This is a genomic window from Bradyrhizobium sp. INPA03-11B, assembly GCF_040446015.1.
Taxonomy (GTDB): Bacteria; Pseudomonadota; Alphaproteobacteria; order Rhizobiales; family Xanthobacteraceae; genus Bradyrhizobium; species Bradyrhizobium macuxiense_A.
Window position 1 is genome coordinate 1 of the sequence record NZ_JASGSR010000057.1, and the last position, 17857, is coordinate 17857.

The window sequence follows — 17857 nt, forward strand, 5'->3', positions numbered from 1 at the left end:
ATAAGAGACAGGGCGACGCCCGTGCCCCCGCCGGCCGAGACCAAGTCGCCGGCTGACAGCCCCGCCGCGTCACAGACCCCGGCGCCGCCGCCGGCCGCCCCGGTGCAGACCGCCGACCCGTTCGGCGAGCCGTTCACGCTGGAGCCGAAGAAGGTCGTGATGCTGAAGGGCACGGCCAATTGGGATTCCGCCTTCGACGCGCTGATCGAGGCGTTCAAGCAGCTCACCGCCCTGCTCGACAAGGACGGCATCAAGGCATCGGGCAACCCGATGATCGTCTACACCTCGACCGACGACACCGGCTTCACCTTCATCGCCGAAATCCCGGTCGATCAGGATGCGAAGAACCTCGGCAAGAACATGAGCATGGGCAATTCGCCCGACGGCAAGGCGCTGAAGTTCGTCCACCGCGGTTCCTACGACAACATGGACAACACCTATGAGGCGATCACCAATCACCTCGACGACAAGAAGCTCGAAGCCAAGGACACCTTCATCGAGGAATACATCACCGATCCGCTGAAGACCGCCGAAGACAAGCTTGTGATCAACGTCTACGTACCCCTGAAGTGAACCAGATGACCCATCGCCTTCCCCTTGGCCTCCTCTTCGCCGCCGCCCTCCTCGCAACCACCCTGCTCGCTGCACCCGCAATGGCCGATTCCGACTTCCCGCCGGCGATCTCGGTCACCGGCGAGGCCACCGTGTCGGCGGCGCCGGACCAGGCACAGCTCGACGCGGGCGTCACGACCGACGGCAAGACCGCACGCGAGGCCACCGAAGCCAACAACGTGACGATGGGCAAGGTGCTGGCGGCGCTGAAGGGCGCCGGCATCGCGGAGAAGGATTATCAGACCTCGCGGCTGTCGCTGCAGCCGCAATTCGCCAACCGTCCGCCGTCGTCGTCGAACGCGCCGCCCAGCATCGTCGGTTACCACGCGAGCAATCGCGTCACGATCAAGCTGCACGATGTCAGCAAGGTTGCCAGCGTCATCGACGTGCTGGTGGGCGCCGGCGCCAACGATATCGGCGCACTCAATTTCTCGGTGTCGCAGGCCTCGAAACTGCTCGACGACGCTCGCGAAAAGGCTGTCGCCGACGCCCGCCGCAAGGCGGAGATCTACGCCAAGGCCGCTGGCGTCACGCTCGGCGCGCCGTTGAACATCGCGGAGGTCGGTTCGGCGCCGGTGCCGATGTTCCGCGCCAAGATGGCCACGGCGGGATTCGCTGCGGCACCGACGCCGGTGGCGCAGGGCGAGGAAACCCTCACGGTCAATGTGAGTGTCTCCTGGGCGATCAAGGAGAAGTAAGTCGCTGTCGTCCCTGCGAAAGCAGGGACCCATAACCACAGGACCCAGTCGTTCTAGCGAGCGGTGGCTCCAGCGTTGTCCAACAATCGGCATTTGTGGTTATGGGTCCCGGGTCGCGCTTCGCTTGCCCGGGACGACAGCGGTTAAATCTCGAACGCCTGCCCCGGCTTCAACGCGACAAATTTCTCCCGCGGCACTTTTGCCGCATCGAGCGCTTGGCCGAGCGCGATCTCGGGCGCGTCGATCGCCTCGTCGGTCAATTGAAATGTGCCGTGGTGATGCGCCAGCGCCTGGGCGGCCCCGCAATCGGCCAGCGCCTTCACCGCATCCTCCGGGTTCATGTGCTGGTCCTGCATGAACCAGCGCGGCTCATAAGCGCCGATCGGCAGGATCGCGAGCCTTAAGGGTCCATGCGCCTCGGCAACCCGGCGGAAATGCCGGCCGTCGCCGTAGCCGGAATCGCAGACGATGTAGAGCTTGCCGGCCGGCGTCTCCACCACGAAGCTCGCCCACAGCGCCTTGTTGCGATCGAACAGGCCGCGCGCCGACCAGTGCCGCGTCGGCACCAGCGTTGCGGCAACGCCGCCGCCAAGTTCGACGCGCTGATGCCAGTCGAACGCCTCGACCTTGATCGCAGCATCGGATGCACGCATCGTCACATCATTGCCGAGCGGCGTGATGACGCGCGGCGCAAACGCGGCATGCAGCTTCGACAGCGTAGCGACATCGAGATGGTCGTAATGGCCGTGCGACACCAGCACGACGTCGATGTGAGGCAATTTGTCGAAGGCAATGCCGGGATCATTGTGCCGCTTCGGCCCGGCAAAGCTGAACGGCGAGGCGCGCATCGACCACACCGGATCGACCAGGATGTTGAGACCTGAGGTCTGGATCAGCCAGCTGGCATGGCCGACGAAGCAGAGCCGCACCTTGTCGCCCTCGACGCGCGGCGGCGGCGTATCGGCATGGGGGCTTGGCGCCCATTCCGGCCAGACCGCGCGTTTCCGGCCGCCCCCGAACTGCCAGCGCAGCACCTCGCCGAGCGATTTCGGCGGCGAGCCGTCGGGATCGAAGAAGTGTAGTCCGTCGAAATGATCCGAGACGGGGCCGTCGTAAGTTTTCATGTAGGTCATCCAGATCGAGGGCACGCCGATCGCAGCGGCGGCTCCGGTCAAGGTTGCAAGAACGCGGCGGCGGGTGATGGGCAAGCGGGTTCCCGAATAGGAGGCAGGCTCCGTTTATATGGGTGGCAGCGGCGAATTCGGCATCGACGGAGCAAAACGACGTAATTTCAACATCTTAGGGTCAGACCCAAGCGGGCTGCGGCGAAACTTTCCTTGACTTTGCCGCCCCGGCAGCGTTTAACGCCGCGACTTTCTCGGAAAGCTTCGTCTTTTCGACCCGCCGACTGGTCCTGGAGGCCAGAGGCCAACGCCCGACAGCGCGATGCGCCCTCGGGCGCGAAAGTGTTTGGATTTCCTTCTCCCTCGCCCCGCTCTTGCGGGGAGAGGGTCGGGGTGAGGGGCTCTCTCCGCGCATGATGCGCGTGGATAGTCCTGTACCCCCTCACCCGGATCGCAAGGGCGATCCGACCCCTCCCCGCAAGCGGGGCGAGGTGAAAAGAGGACAACGGCATTGTTCGACAATCTGTCGGAACGGCTTGGTGGCATTCTCGACCGTCTGACGGGGCGCGGTGCGCTGACCGAAAAGGACGTCGATGCCGCGATGCGCGAGGTGCGCCGCGCGCTGCTCGAGGCCGACGTCGCGCTCGAAGTGGTCCGCAGCTTCATCGATCGGGTCCGCGAGCAGGCGATCGGCGCAACCGTCGTCAAGTCGGTGACGCCGGGCCAGATGGTGGTGAAGATCGTCCATGACGAGCTCGTCGCCACGCTCGGCTCCGACGGCCAGACCATAGACATCAACTCCGTGCCGCCGGTGCCGATCATGATGGTCGGTCTGCAAGGCTCCGGTAAGACCACCACCACCGCCAAACTCGCGCGCCGCATGGTCCAGCGCGACAAGCGCAAGGTGCTGATGGCCTCGCTCGACGTCTACCGCCCGGCGGCGATGGAGCAGCTCGCGGTGCTCGGCCGCGATCTCGACATTCCGACGCTGCCGATCGTTGCCGGCCAGATGCCGCCGCAGATCGCGCGGCGCGCACTCGAAGCCGGCAAGCTCGGCGGCTACGACGTCGTGCTGCTCGACACCGCCGGCCGCACCACGCTCGACGAAGACATGATGAAGGAGGCGGCCGAGATCAAGGCCGCCGCCAACCCGCACGAAGTGCTGCTGGTTGCGGATAGCCTCACCGGCCAGGACGCGGTCAACCTCGCGCGCTCGTTCGACGAACGCGTCGGCCTCACCGGCATCGTGCTGACGCGCGTCGACGGTGACGGCCGCGGCGGCGCCGCGCTGTCGATGCGCGCGGTGACCGGCAAGCCGATCAAGCTGATCGGCACCGGCGAAAAAACCGACGCGCTGGAAGACTTCCATCCGAGCCGCATCGCCGGCCGCATCCTCGGCATGGGCGACGTCGTCTCGCTGGTCGAGAAGGCTGCCGCCAATATCGACGCCGAAAAGGCCGCGCGCACCGCCGAGCGCATGCGCAAGGGTCAGTTCGACCTCAACGACATGCGCGAACAGCTGCAGCAGATGGCCAACATGGGCGGCATCGGCGGCCTGATGGGCATGATGCCCGGCATCTCCAAGATGAAGAACCAGATCGCGGCGGCCGGCATCGACGACAAGATTTTGAAGCGCCAGGTCGCGATCATCGATTCGATGACCCGGCAGGAGCGCAAGAACCCGGACCTGCTGAAAGCGAGCCGCAAGAAGCGCATCGCGGCCGGCGCCGGCCAGAGCGTCGAGCACGTCAACAAGCTGCTGAAGATGCACCGGAACATGGCCGACATGATGAAGGCCATGGGAAGCGGCAAGCGCGGCCCGCTCGCCGGCATCGCGCAGGCGATGGGCTTTGGCGGCGGCATGAAGCCGCCCTCGGCCGAGGAGATGAAGGCGCTCGCCGAGAAGATGCAGGGCGGCGCCGGCGGCGGTCTGCCCAACCTGCCGAAGGATTTGCCCGCAGGACTGCGCGGCGGCCTGCCGAACGTACCGGGCCTGACCGGCCTTTCCGGCAAGCCGATGCTGCCGGGTCTCGGCGGCTTCCCGGGTAAGAAGAAATGACTCTCTTTCGTCATTGCGAGCGCAGCGAAGCAATCCATCTCACCGCCCGCGGAGACATGGATTGCTTCGTCGCTTCGCTCCTCGCAATGACGGCGTAACTGACCAATACAGACTTCAAACCAACACTTAAGGAGAACTAGATGTCCGTTGTTATCCGCCTCGCTCGCGCAGGCACCAAGAAGCGTCCGGTCTATCACGTCGTCGTCGCCGACTCGCGCTTCCCGCGCGATGGCCGCTTCATCGAGCGTCTCGGCCACTTCAACCCGCTGCTGCCGAAGGACAACGAAGCCCGCCTGAAGCTCGACATGGACAAGGTGAAGGCCTGGCTCGCCAAGGGCGCGCAGCCGTCGGATCGCGTGACCCGCTTCCTCGACGCCGCCGGCGTCAAGAAGCGCGCGCCGCGCAACAACCCGGAGAAGGCCGTGCCGCGCAAGGAGCGCAAGGCGCAGGCCGAAGCCGCCGCCAAGGCATAAGCTGAACGGCGACCACGGTGGCTGCACCGGTCTGTGTCGCCCGCATCGGCGCTGCGCATGGTGTGCGCGGCGCCGTCCGGCTGTGGACCTTCACCGAAGATCCACTGGCCGTGAAGGATTACGGCCCGCTGATGACCAAGGACGGCGCGCGCCAGTTCGAGGTCACGCACGCGCGCGAGGCCAAGGACCATCTGGTGGTGACGTTGAAGGGCGTCGCCACCCGCGATGACGCCGAACGGCTCAACGGTCTCGAGCTCTACGTGCCGCGCGACCGGCTGCCGGACACCGACGACGGCGAATATTACCACACCGATTTGATCGGGCTTGCCGCGGTGACGACGGCCGAGCAGCCGCTCGGCAAGGTGATCGCGATCCATAATTTCGGCGCCGGCGACATCATCGAGATCGCCCCGCCGCAGGGCGCGACGATGCTGCTGCCTTTCACCAATGCGGTGGTGCCGACGGTCGATCTTGCCGGCGGCCGTGTCGTGATCGACCTGCCGCAGGAAATCGACGGCGACGATCCGTCGGCGGCCTGATCTGCAATAATCTTCAGCCTGTCATTCTGCCCTGCTGCTCAAGCCAGTCGCAGAACACCGCGCTGTGCGGATCGTTGCTGCGGCCCGCCGGGAAATAAGCGAAATAGCTCCGCGCCGGCAGGCTGATCGCCGGAAACGGCGTCACCAGACGCCCGGCTGCGAGATCGTCAGCAATCAGCGCGGTCGGACCCATCGCGACGCCGAGACCATCGAGCGCGGCCTGGATCGTCAGATAGAAATGATCGAAGGTCAGCGCCGCTGCCGGCTCCAGTGCGGATTGCCCGGCCTCGGTGAGCCAGTCGCGCCACAACCGCGGCATCGACGTGACATGCAGCAGCGTGTGCCGCGAGAGGTCCGCGATCTCGCGCAGCGGCAATTGCGCGAGCAATGACGGACTGCACACCGGCAATCGCCGCTCCGACACGAGGAAGCGTGACGAGAAGCCGTGAAAGGTGTCGGGCCCGCCGCGGATCACGACATCGAAGGATTCAGGCAGCGCATCCACCGGATCGTTCGATGTGCTCAGCCGCACCTCGATGTCAGGATGCTCGGCGCGAAACCGGCTCATCCGCGGCAGCAGCCAGCGCAGACTGAAGGTCGCGAGCGCGTTGACGCGTAGCACCGCGACCGCGGCATCGCCACGCCGCTCGCGATGCTGCTGCACGGCGGCAGAGATCCGGTCGAGCGCCGGAGCGAACTCCGCCAGCAGCGCCGCACCTGCCGGCGTCAGCACCACGCGACGCACCGAGCGCCGGAACAGCGCCGGCGCGCCCAGCCATTCCTCGAGCAGGCGGATCTGCTGACTGACGGCGCCATGGGTCACGCTCAGTTCAGCAGCAGCTTCCTTGAAACTGCCAAGCCGAGCCGCGGCCTCGAAGGCGCGGACCGCATTGAGCGGCGGCAGGCTGCGGCGTGGGACGAACATGGACCACCCAATACCAGATTTTCTAACGCATGGTCCGATTATTACTGGTTTGTGACAAACGCTTTGGCGGCGCATATTGCCTTGCAAACACTTCGTACTTCTTCTCTTTCTGGAAATATCCCGTGATGCCCATCCGCCCTAACTTTAGATTTTCTTGCGCTGGGGGTCGACGATGAGCGTGTCAGCTGAAGCTGCCACCTCCCGTCCCGCCGACCGGCGGGCGACCCGCACGCTGACGGTGACCGGGCTGAACCACGCCCTCCACGACGGCTACACCGACCTGATCTATGTGCTGCTGCCGGTCTGGCAGGCCGAATTCGCGCTGAGCTACGGGCTGCTGGCGTTGCTGCGCGGGCTCTATGCCGGCGCCATGGCCGGCCTGCAAATTCCAGTCGGGCGGATTGCAGAGCGGATCGACGGCAAGATCATCCTGATCGCGGGCACGGCGCTGTCGGCGCTCGGCTACGTGTTCGCCGGCTTCTCCGGCGGAGTGATCGGCCTTGGCCTCGCGCTGGCGCTCTCCGGCGCGGGCTCCAGCACGCAGCATCCGATCGCGTCGGCTGCTGTGTCGCGCGCCTATGGCGCGGGAGCGCGCGCGCCGCTCGGCATCTACAATTTCAGCGGCGATCTCGGCAAGGCGGCAATCCCCGCTGCGACCTCGATCCTGCTCGTGATCATGTCTTGGCGGCACACGCTGCTCGTGCTTGCCTTTACAGGCTTGCTCGTCGCGGTCTGCATCGCGCTCTGGATGCCGCCGGTCGGCAAGGGCGCCGAGCACAAGACGAGCACAGCTTCACACCGCGCGAGCGCAGGCGGCGGCTTTCCCTGGCTGCTCGCGATCGGAATTCTCGACACCGCGGTGAGGATGGGTTTCCTCACCTTCCTGCCGTTCCTGTTGCGCGACAAGGGCGCCGCGCTGCCGACCAACGGTCTCGCGCTGGCGCTGGTCTTTATCGGCGGCGCCGCGGGCAAATTCACCTGCGGCTGGCTCGGCGAACGCGTCGGCACACTGCGCACCGTGCTGATCACCGAAGGCGGTACGGCGGCGCTGATCGTTGCGGTCCTCGTGTTGCCGCTGGCACCGGCCATCGTGCTGCTGCCGCTGCTCGGCGTAATGCTCAACGGCACCTCCTCGGTGCTCTATGGCACGGTGCCCGAGCTGACGCCGCAGCATCAGACCGAGCGCGCTTTCGCACTGTTCTATACCGGGACGATCGGCTCCGGCGCGATCGCGCCTGTGCTCTATGGCCTGCTCGGCGACGCGCTCGGCCCGACACTCGCCACCATGGCAACCGCGCTCACGGCACTGGCGATCTGTCCGCTTGCGGTGGCGCTGGCGCGGCATCTCGCGGACGAGCCAAAGGCGACTTGACGCACGATTAGCCTAAGCTCGTAGCCCCGATGGAGCCAACGGGTCGCGCGAATGCGCGCCCGATGACAGGCTCCGCGAAATCCGGGGCCGCTCCTCGTTGCCAGCATGATTCCCGGATTGCGCTTCGCTCCATCCGGGCTACTTAATCGGGGTGTCGAGGAGCATCCCAATGACAAGCACGCACAAGGCCTGGCGGCTGCACGCCCACAATGATCTCCGTTTCGAGGATGTCGCGACGCCGAAGCCCGCGCCCGACGGGGTCATCGTCAAGATCGAAGCCGGCATGGTGCTGTCCTACACCAACAAGCTGCTCTCAGGCGCGCTGCCCTACAGCCTGCCGCCGATGCCGTTCGTGCCGGGCACCAACGCGATCGCGCGCGTCGTCGACACCGGCGAAAACGTCACACATGTGCGGAGCGGCGACCGCGTATTCCTCAGTCCGCATCTGCGCGGCGACGTGCCGGATCGCGATCCGCCGCAGATCCTGATCGGCCTCACCGCGACCGTGACGACGCCGGAGGCGCTGGCGTTGCAGGCGCGCTGGCGCGACGGCGTGTTCGCCGAGATCGCGCATTGGCCGGCCGCCTGCGTCACGCCGCTTGCCAATCTCGACGACAAACCGGCGACCGATCTGATCGGGCTCGCCAAACTGATCGTGCCGTTCGGCGGCTTGCAGCGCTCCGGCCTGCGCGGCGGGCAGACCATCATCGTCAACGGCGCGACCGGCTATTTCGGTTCGGGCGGCGTGATGCTCGCGGTCGCGATGGGCGCGGGCCGTGTCGTCGCGGTCGGCCGCAAGCAGGCCGCGCTCGAGCAATTGCGCGACGCATTCGGCCCGCGCGTCATTCCCGCCGTCGTCACCGGCGATGCATCCGCCGATCTTCAGACCATCCGCCGCGCCGCCGGCGGCAGCGCCGATGTCGCGCTCGATCTGCTCGGTGCCGCCAAGAGCACCTCGACCACGCTGTCCTGCCTGCGCGCGCTCAAGCGTGGTGGCCGCATGGTGCTGATGGGCAGCGCCGAGGTGCCGCTCGAACTGTCGTTCCGCGAGATGCTGGCCAACGATTGGGAGGTGGTCGGGCAGTTCATGTACGATCGCACGGCACCGGGCCAGCTCGCGAGCCTCGCCGCTGAGGGCCTCCTCGACCTGCGCAAGATCAACGTCGCGAGCTTCGCCCTCGCCGACTTCCGCCGCGCGGTCGACGCCGCCGCCACGATGCAGAGCCTCGACCTGACGGCCGTGGTGCCGTAACCAGAGGCCATGACATCGCAAGAGACCCCGGCCCAAGCGACACCATGGCGCGCGACCGTGCTGACCCTGTTCCCGGACATGTTTCCGGGACCGCTCGGCGTTAGCCTCGCCGGCAAGGCGCTGGCTGGCGGCCTCTGGTCGCTGGAGGCGTGCGATATAAGGGCATCCGCGACCGACAAGCATCGCAGTGTCGACGACACGCCGGCCGGCGGCGGCCCGGGCATGGTGCTGCGGGCCGACGTGCTGGCGGCGGCAATCGACGCCGCCGAGATCGCACCTGACCGTCCGCGCCTCTTGATGAGCCCGCGAGGTCGGCCATTGACCCAGACCCATGTTGCCGAGCTAGCGGCCGGGGCCGGCCCCCTGATCGTCTGCGGCCGCTTCGAGGGTATCGACCAGCGGGTGATCGAGGCGCGAGGGCTCGAGGAGGTCTCGATCGGCGATTATGTGCTGTCCGGCGGCGAAATCGCCGCGATGGCCCTGATTGACGCCTGCGTTCGCCTGCTGCCGGGGGTGATGGGGAAGCTGGCCTCGGGAACCGAGGAGAGCTTCTCCGAAGGACTACTGGAATACCCTCAATACACCCGTCCGCAGGAGTTCGAGGGCCGCCAGATCCCCGAAATCCTGATTTCCGGCGACCATGCCAAGGTCGCGGCCTGGCGGCTGGCCCAATCCGAGGCCCTGACGGCGGTCCGGCGGCCCGATCTCTGGGCTAGGCATGCCAGCCAAAAAGCCGCTCCGCGACGGACAAAAAACACGACAGACGGGTGACAAACCCTGCGCTTTGCCTTATAGGCACGGCCTAATCCGCACACGCGCAGGATAGATGGACGTTTGCGCAGCCCCCATACAGGCTGGGCGCGCCGCCGATGGAGATTTCGATGAACCTTATTCAGCAGCTCGAAAAAGAGCAGTTCGACAAGCTTGCCGCCACCAAGGACATCCCGGAGTTCGGCCCCGGCGATACCGTCATCGTCAACGTGAAGGTGGTCGAAGGCGAGCGCACCCGCGTGCAGGCCTATGAAGGCGTTTGCATCGGCCGTTCCGGCCAGGGCCTCAACGAGAGCTTCACCGTGCGCAAGATCTCCTACGGCGAAGGCGTCGAGCGCGTCTTCCCGGTGATGTCGCCGATGATCGACTCGATCAAGGTCGTGCGTCGCGGCAAAGTTCGTCGCGCCAAGCTCTATTACCTGCGCAACCTGCGCGGCAAGTCGGCCCGCATCGTCGAGAAGCAGGACCGCCAGACCGCCGTCGGCGAGTAATTTCTCCCTTCAGGGGATGTGACCAAAAGCGCGGGGCCTGCCCCGCGCTTTTTCGTTGCGGCATACCTATCTGACTTGCAGGCCCGCGCATCGATCGATTGTCGCGGGCGCGAGCCCTGTGTTAGAAATTTAGAATGGTTCCGGATCAAGCAAGCCAGCGCTGCCCAAGTCAGTGCCCAAGTCAGACCTGCAAGCGCGTCGTGATCGACGATCGCTCGCGGCTGCCCGGCCGCTTCTTCGGGCGCTTTGCGACGTCGGCAACGTCTGAGCTTAGACGCGCAGCGTAACGCTGCCTGGACGCTTTCGCCTGCTCGCGCGCTCAACGCCATTCACCACTGAATTTCTTCTGGAGCTGAAGCTCATGTCCAAACCGACCACGCTGTACGACAAGATCTGGAACGACCACCTGGTCCATGAGGCCGAGGACGGCACCTGCCTGCTCTACATCGATCGCCATCTGGTGCACGAGGTGACCTCGCCGCAGGCGTTCGAAGGCCTGCGCGCCGCCGGCCGCAAGGTGCACGCGCCCGAGAAGACGCTCGCGGTCGTCGACCACAACATCCCGACCACCGATCGCTCGAAGCCGAACCCCGACCCCGAGAGCATCGAGCAGATGCGGGTGATGGCGGAGAACGCCAAGGAATTCGGCATCGAATATTACAACGAGTTCGACAAGCGCCAGGGCATCGTCCACGTCATCGGCCCGGAGCAGGGCTTTACGCTGCCCGGCACCACCATCGTCTGCGGTGACAGCCACACCTCGACGCATGGCGCGTTCGGCGCGCTCGCGCACGGCATCGGCACGTCAGAGGTCGAGCACGTGCTGGCGACGCAGACGCTGATCCAGAAGAAGGCCAAGAACATGCGCGCGATCGTCGACGGCAAGTTGCCGGACGGCGTGACCGGCAAGGACATCATCCTAGCGATCATCGGCGAGATCGGCACCGCCGGCGGCACCGGCTATGTGCTGGAATATGCCGGCGAGGCGATCCGTGCGCTGTCGATGGAAGGCCGCATGACGGTCTGCAACATGTCGATCGAAGGCGGCGCGCGCGCCGGCCTGGTCGCGCCCGACCAGAAGGCGTTCGACTTCCTGCGCGACCGCCCGAAGGCGCCGAAGGGCGCCGCCTGGGATGCCGCGATGCGCTACTGGGAGACGCTGCGCTCCGACGAGGGCGCGCATTTCGATCACGAGCTGCGGCTCGACGCCGCCAAGCTGCCGCCGATCGTCACCTGGGGCACTTCGCCTGAGGACGTGATCTCGATCACCGGCTTCGTGCCGGATCCCGAGAAGATCGAGGATGAGGCCAAGCGGCTCTCCAAGCACCGCGCGCTGAAATATATGGGCCTGACCGCCGGCACCAAGATCACCGACATCAAGCTCGACCGCGTGTTCATCGGCTCCTGCACCAACGGCCGCATCGAGGATTTGCGCGCAGCTGCGAAGATCGCCGAGGGCAAGACCGTCAACGCGCATGTCAACGCGATGATCGTGCCGGGCTCGGGCATCGTGAAGGAGCAGGCGGAAGCCGAAGGCCTCGACAAGATCTTCATCAAGGCCGGTTTCGAATGGCGCGAGCCGGGCTGCTCGATGTGCCTTGCGATGAACCCGGACAAGCTGAAGCCGGAAGAGCGCTGCGCCTCGACCTCGAACCGCAACTTCGAGGGCCGCCAAGGCTTCAAGGGCCGCACCCATCTGGTGTCGCCCGCGATGGCCGCGGCCGCTGCGATCGCCGGCCACTTCGTCGACGTCCGCGACTGGCGGTAAGGTAAGGTTTCGCCTCAACGTCGAGCCGTTGTGGAAACGGCTCGTTAACGGGGTGGACGCACACTGCCTCCTTGCGAAGACCAGCTTCGCAAGGAGCGCGTGCCGTGGCCGATAAACCCGAATTCGTCGACATGATCAGCGACGCGACGCGCCAGAAACGCCGTCGCCGCGCCGCACCGCGCATCATCGATCCGCTTCCCGAGGTGAAGGAGACCTCGCGGCTCAGCCACTGGCCGCCCGAGCGCTGGACGCAATGGCGGATGGAGAACCTGACGCCGTGGAAGATCAAATCCTGGAAGCTGAAGAACTGGGACTAGTGTAAGGAGTGAACGGGCGCCGCGAGGCGCCCGCTGTCATTTCAGGCCTCACCAATAGCCGTACGGCCGCCAGTAGTGACGATGGTGCCACCACGGCCGGCAGATCCGGCGCGGTCCGTAATAGGTCCAGATCACCCGGCAGCGCCGGTGATGGTAATAGGCCGGGTAATAATACGACGTTCCATAGAAGTAGCGCCGGTGATGGAAGTGCCGGCGGTAGCCGTAGCCGTAACCGCCGCCATAGAAGCGGTGGTAGCCGCCGTAATGGCGATGGAAGCCGCCATAGCGATAGCCGCCGTGAAACGCCGGCGCGCCGCGGAAGCCGCCACCATGGAAGCCGCGAAAACCACCGCCATGGAAGCCCCCGCCGTGAAATCCGCCGCCATGGAAACCGCCGCCATGAAAGCCTCCGCCGTGGCCGCCGCCACCGCCATGCCGAACCTGGGTCGTCATTCCGTCTGCCGCGGATTTCGCCGCAAGCGCGGTGCCCGGGCTCGCCAGCGACAGCGCTTCGGCGCGTTGCTGCGAGGCGATCGACAATGCGAGGACCGCGGCCGCCGCAACACCAAGGCCGCGCACCAGTCGACGCCGCAAAGAGCTCTCCCTCATCTCCGAACCTCCCTGACAACAGCAATCACAGCCGCGCTGCATGGCAGCCGGTCGTATTGCGTTCATTGCTGTCGCTCCCGGCATGACGCTAAGAATGCGCAACTGAATGCGTCATGAACGCGCAAGGCGCGTGCGACGGAAAATCCGGAGAGAAGCCCCGTGACTGTCTATGTCGTCGTGCAACTCAAGATGACCGATCGGGCCGCCTATGACCGGTATCAGGCGCGCTTCTTCGACGTGTTCAGGAAGTTCAACGGACGGCTGCTGTCGGCCGACGAACATCCCGCGGTTCTCGAAGGCAGCTGGGATCGCGACAAGCTGGTGCTGATGTCGTTCCCCGACGAAGCCGCATTCCGCGCCTGGTCGGAATCGCCTGAGTACGTCGAGATCTCCAGGGATCGCAAAGCGGGTGCGCAGGGCGTCGTGCTGCTGGCGAAGGGCTTTGCGCCGTGACGTCAGTTGGCGCAGCTCCGCTCGAGCGGAGCTGCGCGTGTGTCGGTCTGCTACGCCGCGTGCATCACCAGAACGGGCCGAACCCGAAGCCGAACGTAAACGGCGCCGGCGAAGCGTAAGGATACGGCCGATAGTAGTACGGCCGCCCGTAATAATAGGAGCCGTACGGCCGATAATAGGAATAGGGCTGATAGTACGGCCGGTAATAGGGCCGGTAGCCGTGGTGATAATGGTGACGATGGTGATGGCGATGATGGCGCTGCGCGCTGAAGTCGGTCGCCTTGCCCGCTTGCTGCCCTTGCGCCGCAGCCTGCGGCTTGGCTGATGCCGCGGCGTTCGCCGATGCCGGCGCCGTCAACGCGAATGCACAAGCGACAGCGGTGACACCGATCCATCTCATCATCATCAACTCCTGCAGATTTCGATCGATATCATCTCGCGCGCGCGAATCTGCCGGTTTGATGGCTGAGAACGACGACAGGCCCGCTGCTCACGGGCCTGTGTCTCAACTGCGCTGATACGCCGCGCGATCAGCGGCGCCAGTGGCGGCGATGGCCCCAGCCACGGTGATGTCCGCGATGCCAACCACGATGCCAGCCACGATTATGTCCACGACCCCAGCGTACCTGCGTGGTGGTCTGGTTCGCGTTGTCCTGAACCGTTGCGGCGGTGCCAGGCGTCGCCAACGACATCGCGTTCGCGCGCTCGACCGGCGCCGCCAAAACCAGTACGGCACCGACGGCCGCAAGCCCCAGAACGTTCATCACCTTCATGAGTCGTCTCCTTGATCCCTTGAGGTCACGTCTTGCAACGACGATTTGTTTTGAATCGACCCCGTTGCCGCGACGCAGATCGCGAGCTGGATGCGGACGACGTGAGTGGGAAGTGAATATCTGCGCCACGATCATGAATGCAGCAGCCGTGCTCAGGTTCCGGCACAGCCGCAGGAATTTTCGTGTCCGCGCGTAAAACCGGCATAGACAATGGTCGTATCTTGTGAGGTGCCTCTCGCAGGAGATCGCCAGTGACACAACAAGGCCCGCGCAAATGGCTTACGCTTGGCGCGGCCGCGCTCGCTGGTTCCATGACTTCAATTGACGTCGCGCTCGCCTCGCAAGGTCCGGGCGGCGGCATGGGAACGGCGAGCCATCTCACGCAAATGCTGATGGCGCTCGCGGTCTATGGAACGATGGCAGCGATTGCAGCTGTCGCAGTGATCCGTGCAGCAAGCCGACGTATGCGCAGCTAGCCGGGCCGCCAGAAGCAGTTCATGCGCGGCGTGATCACGGTGCCGCTCGGCCGGTGCTCCTGCACATAGGTCGCGGTGCACTCGCGCACGGCGTTCGGGCCGGGATTGTAGCGCGGGATCACATCCGGTTCCCAATGATCGGGCCGCGACCGGTAGATCGGCACCCGCTTCAGGTGACGGCGCTCGACGACGCGCTCGCGCACGACCGGTGCCTCGCCGATGCGCGCTTCGGCCGCCGCGCTCTGCGCGCGCGCCTCTCCGGCCGGAAGCAAGAGCCCGACTGATGCCGCCAACAGCGCTGCCGCCACGATCCTTTTCATCACGCCACCCGAGCCCCAATTATTGGCCGCACGGTCTCCCATTGCGCCGCCAAGGTCAACTGCGCTGGCGCCGCTGGAGGCACTCGCGCTAAAGGAGTGTCATGTGGACCACAGCAAAAGCCCCCTCGCTCGCCGAGATGGAGGCCATGGCGCACGAGGTTTTCGCGCGCCTGCCCGCAACGTTCCGGGCCCTCTGCGAGGGCCTGATCATCCGTGTCGACGATTTCCCGACCGACGAGGTGCTCGACGAGATGCAGGCCGAGAGCGAGTTCGACCTGCTCGGCCTGTTCCACGGCATCGGCCTGCCGCAGCAGAGCTATGGCGACGTGGCCCGGCTCCCCAACCTGGTCTGGCTGTACCGCCGGCCGATCCTGGATTACTGGGCGGAGCACGACGAGACCCTCGGCCACATCGTCCGCCACGTGCTGATCCATGAGATCGGGCACCATTTCGGCCTCTCGGACGCCGATATGGAGGCGATTGAGGCCGATGCGGGGTAAAGCGTTTTCGAGCGAAAGCCTGTCCCGGACTTGATCCGGGATGGACCCCGGTTCGCGTGAAGAAAACGCGTCAAAACAAGAAGCTGGAGCCCGTTCCGCTTCTATCGGAGCGGAATGGGCTCCAGCCCTGCAGAAATGGCTCTTTTACCGCTGTCACATTCGCGATAGACATCCGGCCCGTATCCCCATTTTTTGCCCGGGAAGAGCACCGATGGACAAGTTCACCACGCTGGAAGGCGTCGCGGCACCGCTGAAGATCATCAATGTCGACACCGACATGATCATTCCGAAGCAGTACCTGAAGACCATCAAGCGCACCGGCCTTGGCAAGGGGCTTTTCTCCGAGCAGCGCTACAAGGATGACGGCAGCGAGAACCCGGATTTCGTCCTCAACCAGTCCGCCTATCGCAACGCGAAGGTGCTGGTCGCCGGCGACAATTTCGGCTGCGGCTCGAGCCGCGAGCACGCGCCCTGGGCGCTGCTCGACTTCGGCATCCGCTGCGTGATCTCAACCTCGTTCGGCGACATCTTCTACAACAACTGCTTCAAGAACGGCATCCTGCCGATCCGCGTGTCGCAGGAGGACCTCGACAAGCTGTTCGACGACGCCGAGCGCGGTGCCAATGCGACGCTGACCATCGATCTCCCCAACCAGGAGATCCGCGGTCCCGACGGCGGCAAGGTCAAGTTCGAGATCGATCCGTTCCGCAAGCACTGCCTGATCAACGGCCTCGACGACATCGGACTGACGATGGAGAAGAAGAAGTCGATCGACACCTATGAGGCCAAGCTCAAGGAGCGTGCCTGGGCCTGAGGCCCGGCGTATCATCGCGCCCCGGTGCCCTCAGGCGCCGGGGTTTTTCTTTGATGGAGCTCCGTTCCGATGAGATCGGAACGGTGCTCTAGGTTCTAGTTTTGACGCGTTTTCTTCACGCGAACCGGTATCCACTTCGCTCGAAAACGCTTTAGTCGCCTTGTCGCAAACCTGCTGATGACTGACGCGCATGCTGCCTGACATCGTCACCTTCTGGCACGGCTCCATGGACGCGCTGCGCCAGACCTGCCTGCGCTCGCAGCTGGCGGCAGGCCACAAGGTCACGGTCTACAGCTTCGATCCAATCCCCGGCCTACCCGACGGCGTCGGCAATGCCGAGGCCGAGGCGGTGCTGCCGCATGCATTCTCCGAGAAGCTGCGTCCTGCCGAGCGCGACGGTTCGTGGCGCGACTGGACCGTCCTGCAATTCAGCGACTTCTTCCGGATGCGGCTGATGGCGCAGCGCGCAGGCGTCTGGCTCGATGCCGACGTGCTGTTGCTCAAGCCCGTCGAGATCGATCCGGCAAAGCCCTATTTTGCCTGGGAGCGGCCGCGGCAGCTCGGCAACTCGGTGCTGTATCTGCCGCACAACGATCCGATCGTGCGCGCGTTCGAAGCGCTGATGCAGCAGGACGAGCTGACGCCGGACTGGCTGGCGCTGCGTCATCGCCTGACCTTTGCGATGCGCAAGCTGCGCGGTAAATCCGGTCGCCTGTCCGACATCCGCATCGCGATCTACGGCCCCGCAGCGCTGACCGCGCTCGCGCGCCGCGAAGGCGAACTGCAATACGCGCTGCCGAAGCGTTCGTTCTACGCGGTGCACGCCGAGCCAAGACTGTTCTTCGAGCCGTCGGATTTTTCGCGCTATTTGAACGATCCGGAAATCATCGGCCTGCACATCTCACCAAAGGGACGCGGCAAGGAGGCGCCGATCCCGGGCAGCCTCTATGCCTGGGCCGCGGAGAAGTTTGGCAGCTGACGCTCACCCTCCCCTGGAGAGGGAGGGTCGGATCACATTGAGCGCAGCGAAATGTGAGACGGGGTGGGGTGATCTCTCAACACGGGCAGTGCCCGAATGGAGAGATCACCCCACCCCGCTGCGCATTCCGCTTCGCTACATGCTCAGCGACCCCCCCTCCAGGGGAGGTGAGATCAGTGTCCCATCGCGATCGCGTCGGCGATCACGATCGTGCGCTTCGCCGTCTCGGCCCGCGCACTAACCCCTGGAGCCGCCCTCCAGGGTTTTGTTCAGATGAGCTTGAAGGTGATCGCGATCCAGAAGAACACGATCAGCCCGATGCCGACCAGTTTGAAGATGTACGGGGCGTCAACATCGTCGCCAGGCCATTGGAGAGACGGCCCCCATAGGACCGTTACGACGAACCCCAGAACAAAGAGCGTGATCGACAGGATTGTGGAGGCGGTGTCGCCAATCGAGGCTCCCATCCGGACATTCCCCTCCCCGGGTTCGTGGTTCAGAAATTTTACAACATCTGCAGGTTGAGGAAGAG

General features: G+C 65.1%; 23 protein-coding genes. 16 read left to right on the forward strand and 7 right to left on the reverse strand.

Annotated features, from left to right (window positions below):
- Both QMZ05_RS23055 and QMZ05_RS23060 read left to right on the forward strand, forming a co-directional pair.
- Nucleotides 1-573 (forward strand): GyrI-like domain-containing protein (locus tag QMZ05_RS23055; protein WP_353702819.1); only part of this gene is annotated, 573 nt, incomplete at its 5' end.
- A gap of 5 nt (nucleotides 574-578) precedes the next feature.
- On the forward strand, nucleotides 579-1310 hold the full coding sequence (locus tag QMZ05_RS23060; RefSeq protein ID WP_353702820.1) for an SIMPL domain-containing protein: 732 nt from the start codon (nucleotides 579-581) through the stop codon (nucleotides 1308-1310).
- A 143-nt stretch (nucleotides 1311-1453) separates the two neighbouring features.
- Here the strand turns inward: QMZ05_RS23060 and QMZ05_RS23065 are convergent, their stop codons facing one another.
- Nucleotides 1454-2518 (reverse strand): MBL fold metallo-hydrolase, encoded by a 1065-nt coding sequence (locus QMZ05_RS23065; RefSeq protein WP_353702821.1) that lies wholly within the window; start codon nucleotides 2516-2518, stop codon nucleotides 1454-1456.
- Between the two features lie 427 nt (nucleotides 2519-2945).
- Here QMZ05_RS23065 and ffh point away from each other — a divergent pair, with 427 nt between their 5' ends.
- From ffh to rimM, 3 genes are all read left to right on the forward strand, one after another.
- The gene (gene ffh / locus QMZ05_RS23070; protein WP_353702822.1) at nucleotides 2946-4493 is read left to right on the forward strand and encodes a signal recognition particle protein; all 1548 of its coding nucleotides are present in this window, start codon (nucleotides 2946-2948) and stop codon (nucleotides 4491-4493) included.
- A 140-nt stretch (nucleotides 4494-4633) separates the two neighbouring features.
- Nucleotides 4634-4966 carry a 30S ribosomal protein S16 gene (gene rpsP / locus QMZ05_RS23075; RefSeq protein WP_050424979.1) on the forward strand — a complete coding sequence of 111 codons (333 nt, stop codon included), beginning with the start codon at nucleotides 4634-4636 and terminating at the stop codon, nucleotides 4964-4966.
- A 17-nt stretch (nucleotides 4967-4983) separates the two neighbouring features.
- On the forward strand, nucleotides 4984-5505 hold the full coding sequence (rimM, locus tag QMZ05_RS23080) for a ribosome maturation factor RimM (protein WP_353702823.1): 522 nt from the start codon (nucleotides 4984-4986) through the stop codon (nucleotides 5503-5505).
- Between the two features lie 13 nt (nucleotides 5506-5518).
- Here the strand turns inward: rimM and gcvA are convergent, their stop codons facing one another.
- Nucleotides 5519-6430: a transcriptional regulator GcvA gene (gcvA, locus tag QMZ05_RS23085; RefSeq protein ID WP_353702824.1), complete on the reverse strand. Its 912-nt coding sequence runs from the start codon at nucleotides 6428-6430 to the stop codon at nucleotides 5519-5521.
- Between the two features lie 172 nt (nucleotides 6431-6602).
- On the opposite strand from gcvA, the gene QMZ05_RS23090 reads away from it, so the two are divergent.
- From QMZ05_RS23090 to QMZ05_RS23115, 6 genes are all read left to right on the forward strand, one after another.
- A complete protein-coding gene (locus tag QMZ05_RS23090) occupies nucleotides 6603-7802 on the forward strand; it encodes an MFS transporter (RefSeq protein WP_353702825.1) in 1200 nt (399 codons plus the stop codon).
- A 169-nt stretch (nucleotides 7803-7971) separates the two neighbouring features.
- A complete protein-coding gene (locus tag QMZ05_RS23095) occupies nucleotides 7972-9054 on the forward strand; it encodes a zinc-binding dehydrogenase (RefSeq protein ID WP_353702826.1) in 1083 nt (360 codons plus the stop codon).
- 9 nt (nucleotides 9055-9063) lie between these two features.
- Nucleotides 9064-9825 carry a tRNA (guanosine(37)-N1)-methyltransferase TrmD gene (trmD, locus tag QMZ05_RS23100; RefSeq protein ID WP_353702827.1) on the forward strand — a complete coding sequence of 254 codons (762 nt, stop codon included), beginning with the start codon at nucleotides 9064-9066 and terminating at the stop codon, nucleotides 9823-9825.
- Between the two features lie 110 nt (nucleotides 9826-9935).
- Nucleotides 9936-10316: a 50S ribosomal protein L19 gene (rplS, locus tag QMZ05_RS23105; protein WP_018269387.1), complete on the forward strand. Its 381-nt coding sequence runs from the start codon at nucleotides 9936-9938 to the stop codon at nucleotides 10314-10316.
- A 361-nt stretch (nucleotides 10317-10677) separates the two neighbouring features.
- Nucleotides 10678-12084 carry a 3-isopropylmalate dehydratase large subunit gene (gene leuC / locus QMZ05_RS23110; RefSeq protein WP_353702828.1) on the forward strand — a complete coding sequence of 469 codons (1407 nt, stop codon included), beginning with the start codon at nucleotides 10678-10680 and terminating at the stop codon, nucleotides 12082-12084.
- Between the two features lie 104 nt (nucleotides 12085-12188).
- Nucleotides 12189-12401: a hypothetical protein gene (locus tag QMZ05_RS23115; protein ID WP_074128344.1), complete on the forward strand. Its 213-nt coding sequence runs from the start codon at nucleotides 12189-12191 to the stop codon at nucleotides 12399-12401.
- Between the two features lie 48 nt (nucleotides 12402-12449).
- On the opposite strand, the gene QMZ05_RS23120 is transcribed toward QMZ05_RS23115, so the two are convergent.
- Nucleotides 12450-13010 carry a hypothetical protein gene (locus tag QMZ05_RS23120; protein WP_353702829.1) on the reverse strand — a complete coding sequence of 187 codons (561 nt, stop codon included), beginning with the start codon at nucleotides 13008-13010 and terminating at the stop codon, nucleotides 12450-12452.
- 159 nt (nucleotides 13011-13169) lie between these two features.
- On the opposite strand from QMZ05_RS23120, the gene QMZ05_RS23125 reads away from it, so the two are divergent.
- On the forward strand, nucleotides 13170-13463 hold the full coding sequence (locus tag QMZ05_RS23125) for a DUF1330 domain-containing protein (RefSeq protein WP_353702830.1): 294 nt from the start codon (nucleotides 13170-13172) through the stop codon (nucleotides 13461-13463).
- Between the two features lie 64 nt (nucleotides 13464-13527).
- On the opposite strand, the gene QMZ05_RS23130 is transcribed toward QMZ05_RS23125, so the two are convergent.
- Both QMZ05_RS23130 and QMZ05_RS23135 read right to left on the reverse strand, forming a co-directional pair.
- Nucleotides 13528-13866 carry a hypothetical protein gene (locus QMZ05_RS23130; RefSeq protein ID WP_353702831.1) on the reverse strand — a complete coding sequence of 113 codons (339 nt, stop codon included), beginning with the start codon at nucleotides 13864-13866 and terminating at the stop codon, nucleotides 13528-13530.
- A 127-nt stretch (nucleotides 13867-13993) separates the two neighbouring features.
- Nucleotides 13994-14236: a hypothetical protein gene (locus QMZ05_RS23135; protein WP_353702832.1), complete on the reverse strand. Its 243-nt coding sequence runs from the start codon at nucleotides 14234-14236 to the stop codon at nucleotides 13994-13996.
- A 251-nt stretch (nucleotides 14237-14487) separates the two neighbouring features.
- Here QMZ05_RS23135 and QMZ05_RS23140 point away from each other — a divergent pair, with 251 nt between their 5' ends.
- Nucleotides 14488-14712 carry a hypothetical protein gene (locus QMZ05_RS23140; protein WP_353702833.1) on the forward strand — a complete coding sequence of 75 codons (225 nt, stop codon included), beginning with the start codon at nucleotides 14488-14490 and terminating at the stop codon, nucleotides 14710-14712.
- Here QMZ05_RS23140 and QMZ05_RS23145 read toward each other — a convergent pair.
- Entirely contained in the window at nucleotides 14709-15032 is a 324-nt protein-coding gene (locus tag QMZ05_RS23145) for a hypothetical protein (RefSeq protein WP_353702834.1), read from the reverse strand. The genes QMZ05_RS23140 and QMZ05_RS23145 overlap by 4 nt on opposite strands.
- Before the next feature lie 101 nt (nucleotides 15033-15133).
- Between QMZ05_RS23145 and QMZ05_RS23150 the strand changes: the two genes are divergently transcribed.
- The 3 genes from QMZ05_RS23150 (at nucleotide 15134) to QMZ05_RS23160 (ending at nucleotide 17325) form a co-directional block, all read left to right on the forward strand.
- Nucleotides 15134-15532: a metallopeptidase family protein gene (locus QMZ05_RS23150; RefSeq protein ID WP_353702835.1), complete on the forward strand. Its 399-nt coding sequence runs from the start codon at nucleotides 15134-15136 to the stop codon at nucleotides 15530-15532.
- Nucleotides 15533-15743: 211 nt separating this feature from the next.
- Nucleotides 15744-16346, forward strand: coding sequence for a 3-isopropylmalate dehydratase small subunit (leuD, locus tag QMZ05_RS23155; protein ID WP_074128336.1), 603 nt, complete (start codon nucleotides 15744-15746; stop codon nucleotides 16344-16346).
- A 190-nt stretch (nucleotides 16347-16536) separates the two neighbouring features.
- Entirely contained in the window at nucleotides 16537-17325 is a 789-nt protein-coding gene (locus tag QMZ05_RS23160; RefSeq protein ID WP_353702836.1) for a hypothetical protein, read from the forward strand.
- Between the two features lie 269 nt (nucleotides 17326-17594).
- Here QMZ05_RS23160 and QMZ05_RS23165 read toward each other — a convergent pair whose 3' ends face one another.
- Nucleotides 17595-17792: a hypothetical protein gene (locus QMZ05_RS23165; protein ID WP_353702837.1), complete on the reverse strand. Its 198-nt coding sequence runs from the start codon at nucleotides 17790-17792 to the stop codon at nucleotides 17595-17597.
- Nucleotides 17793-17857 lie beyond the last annotated feature (65 nt).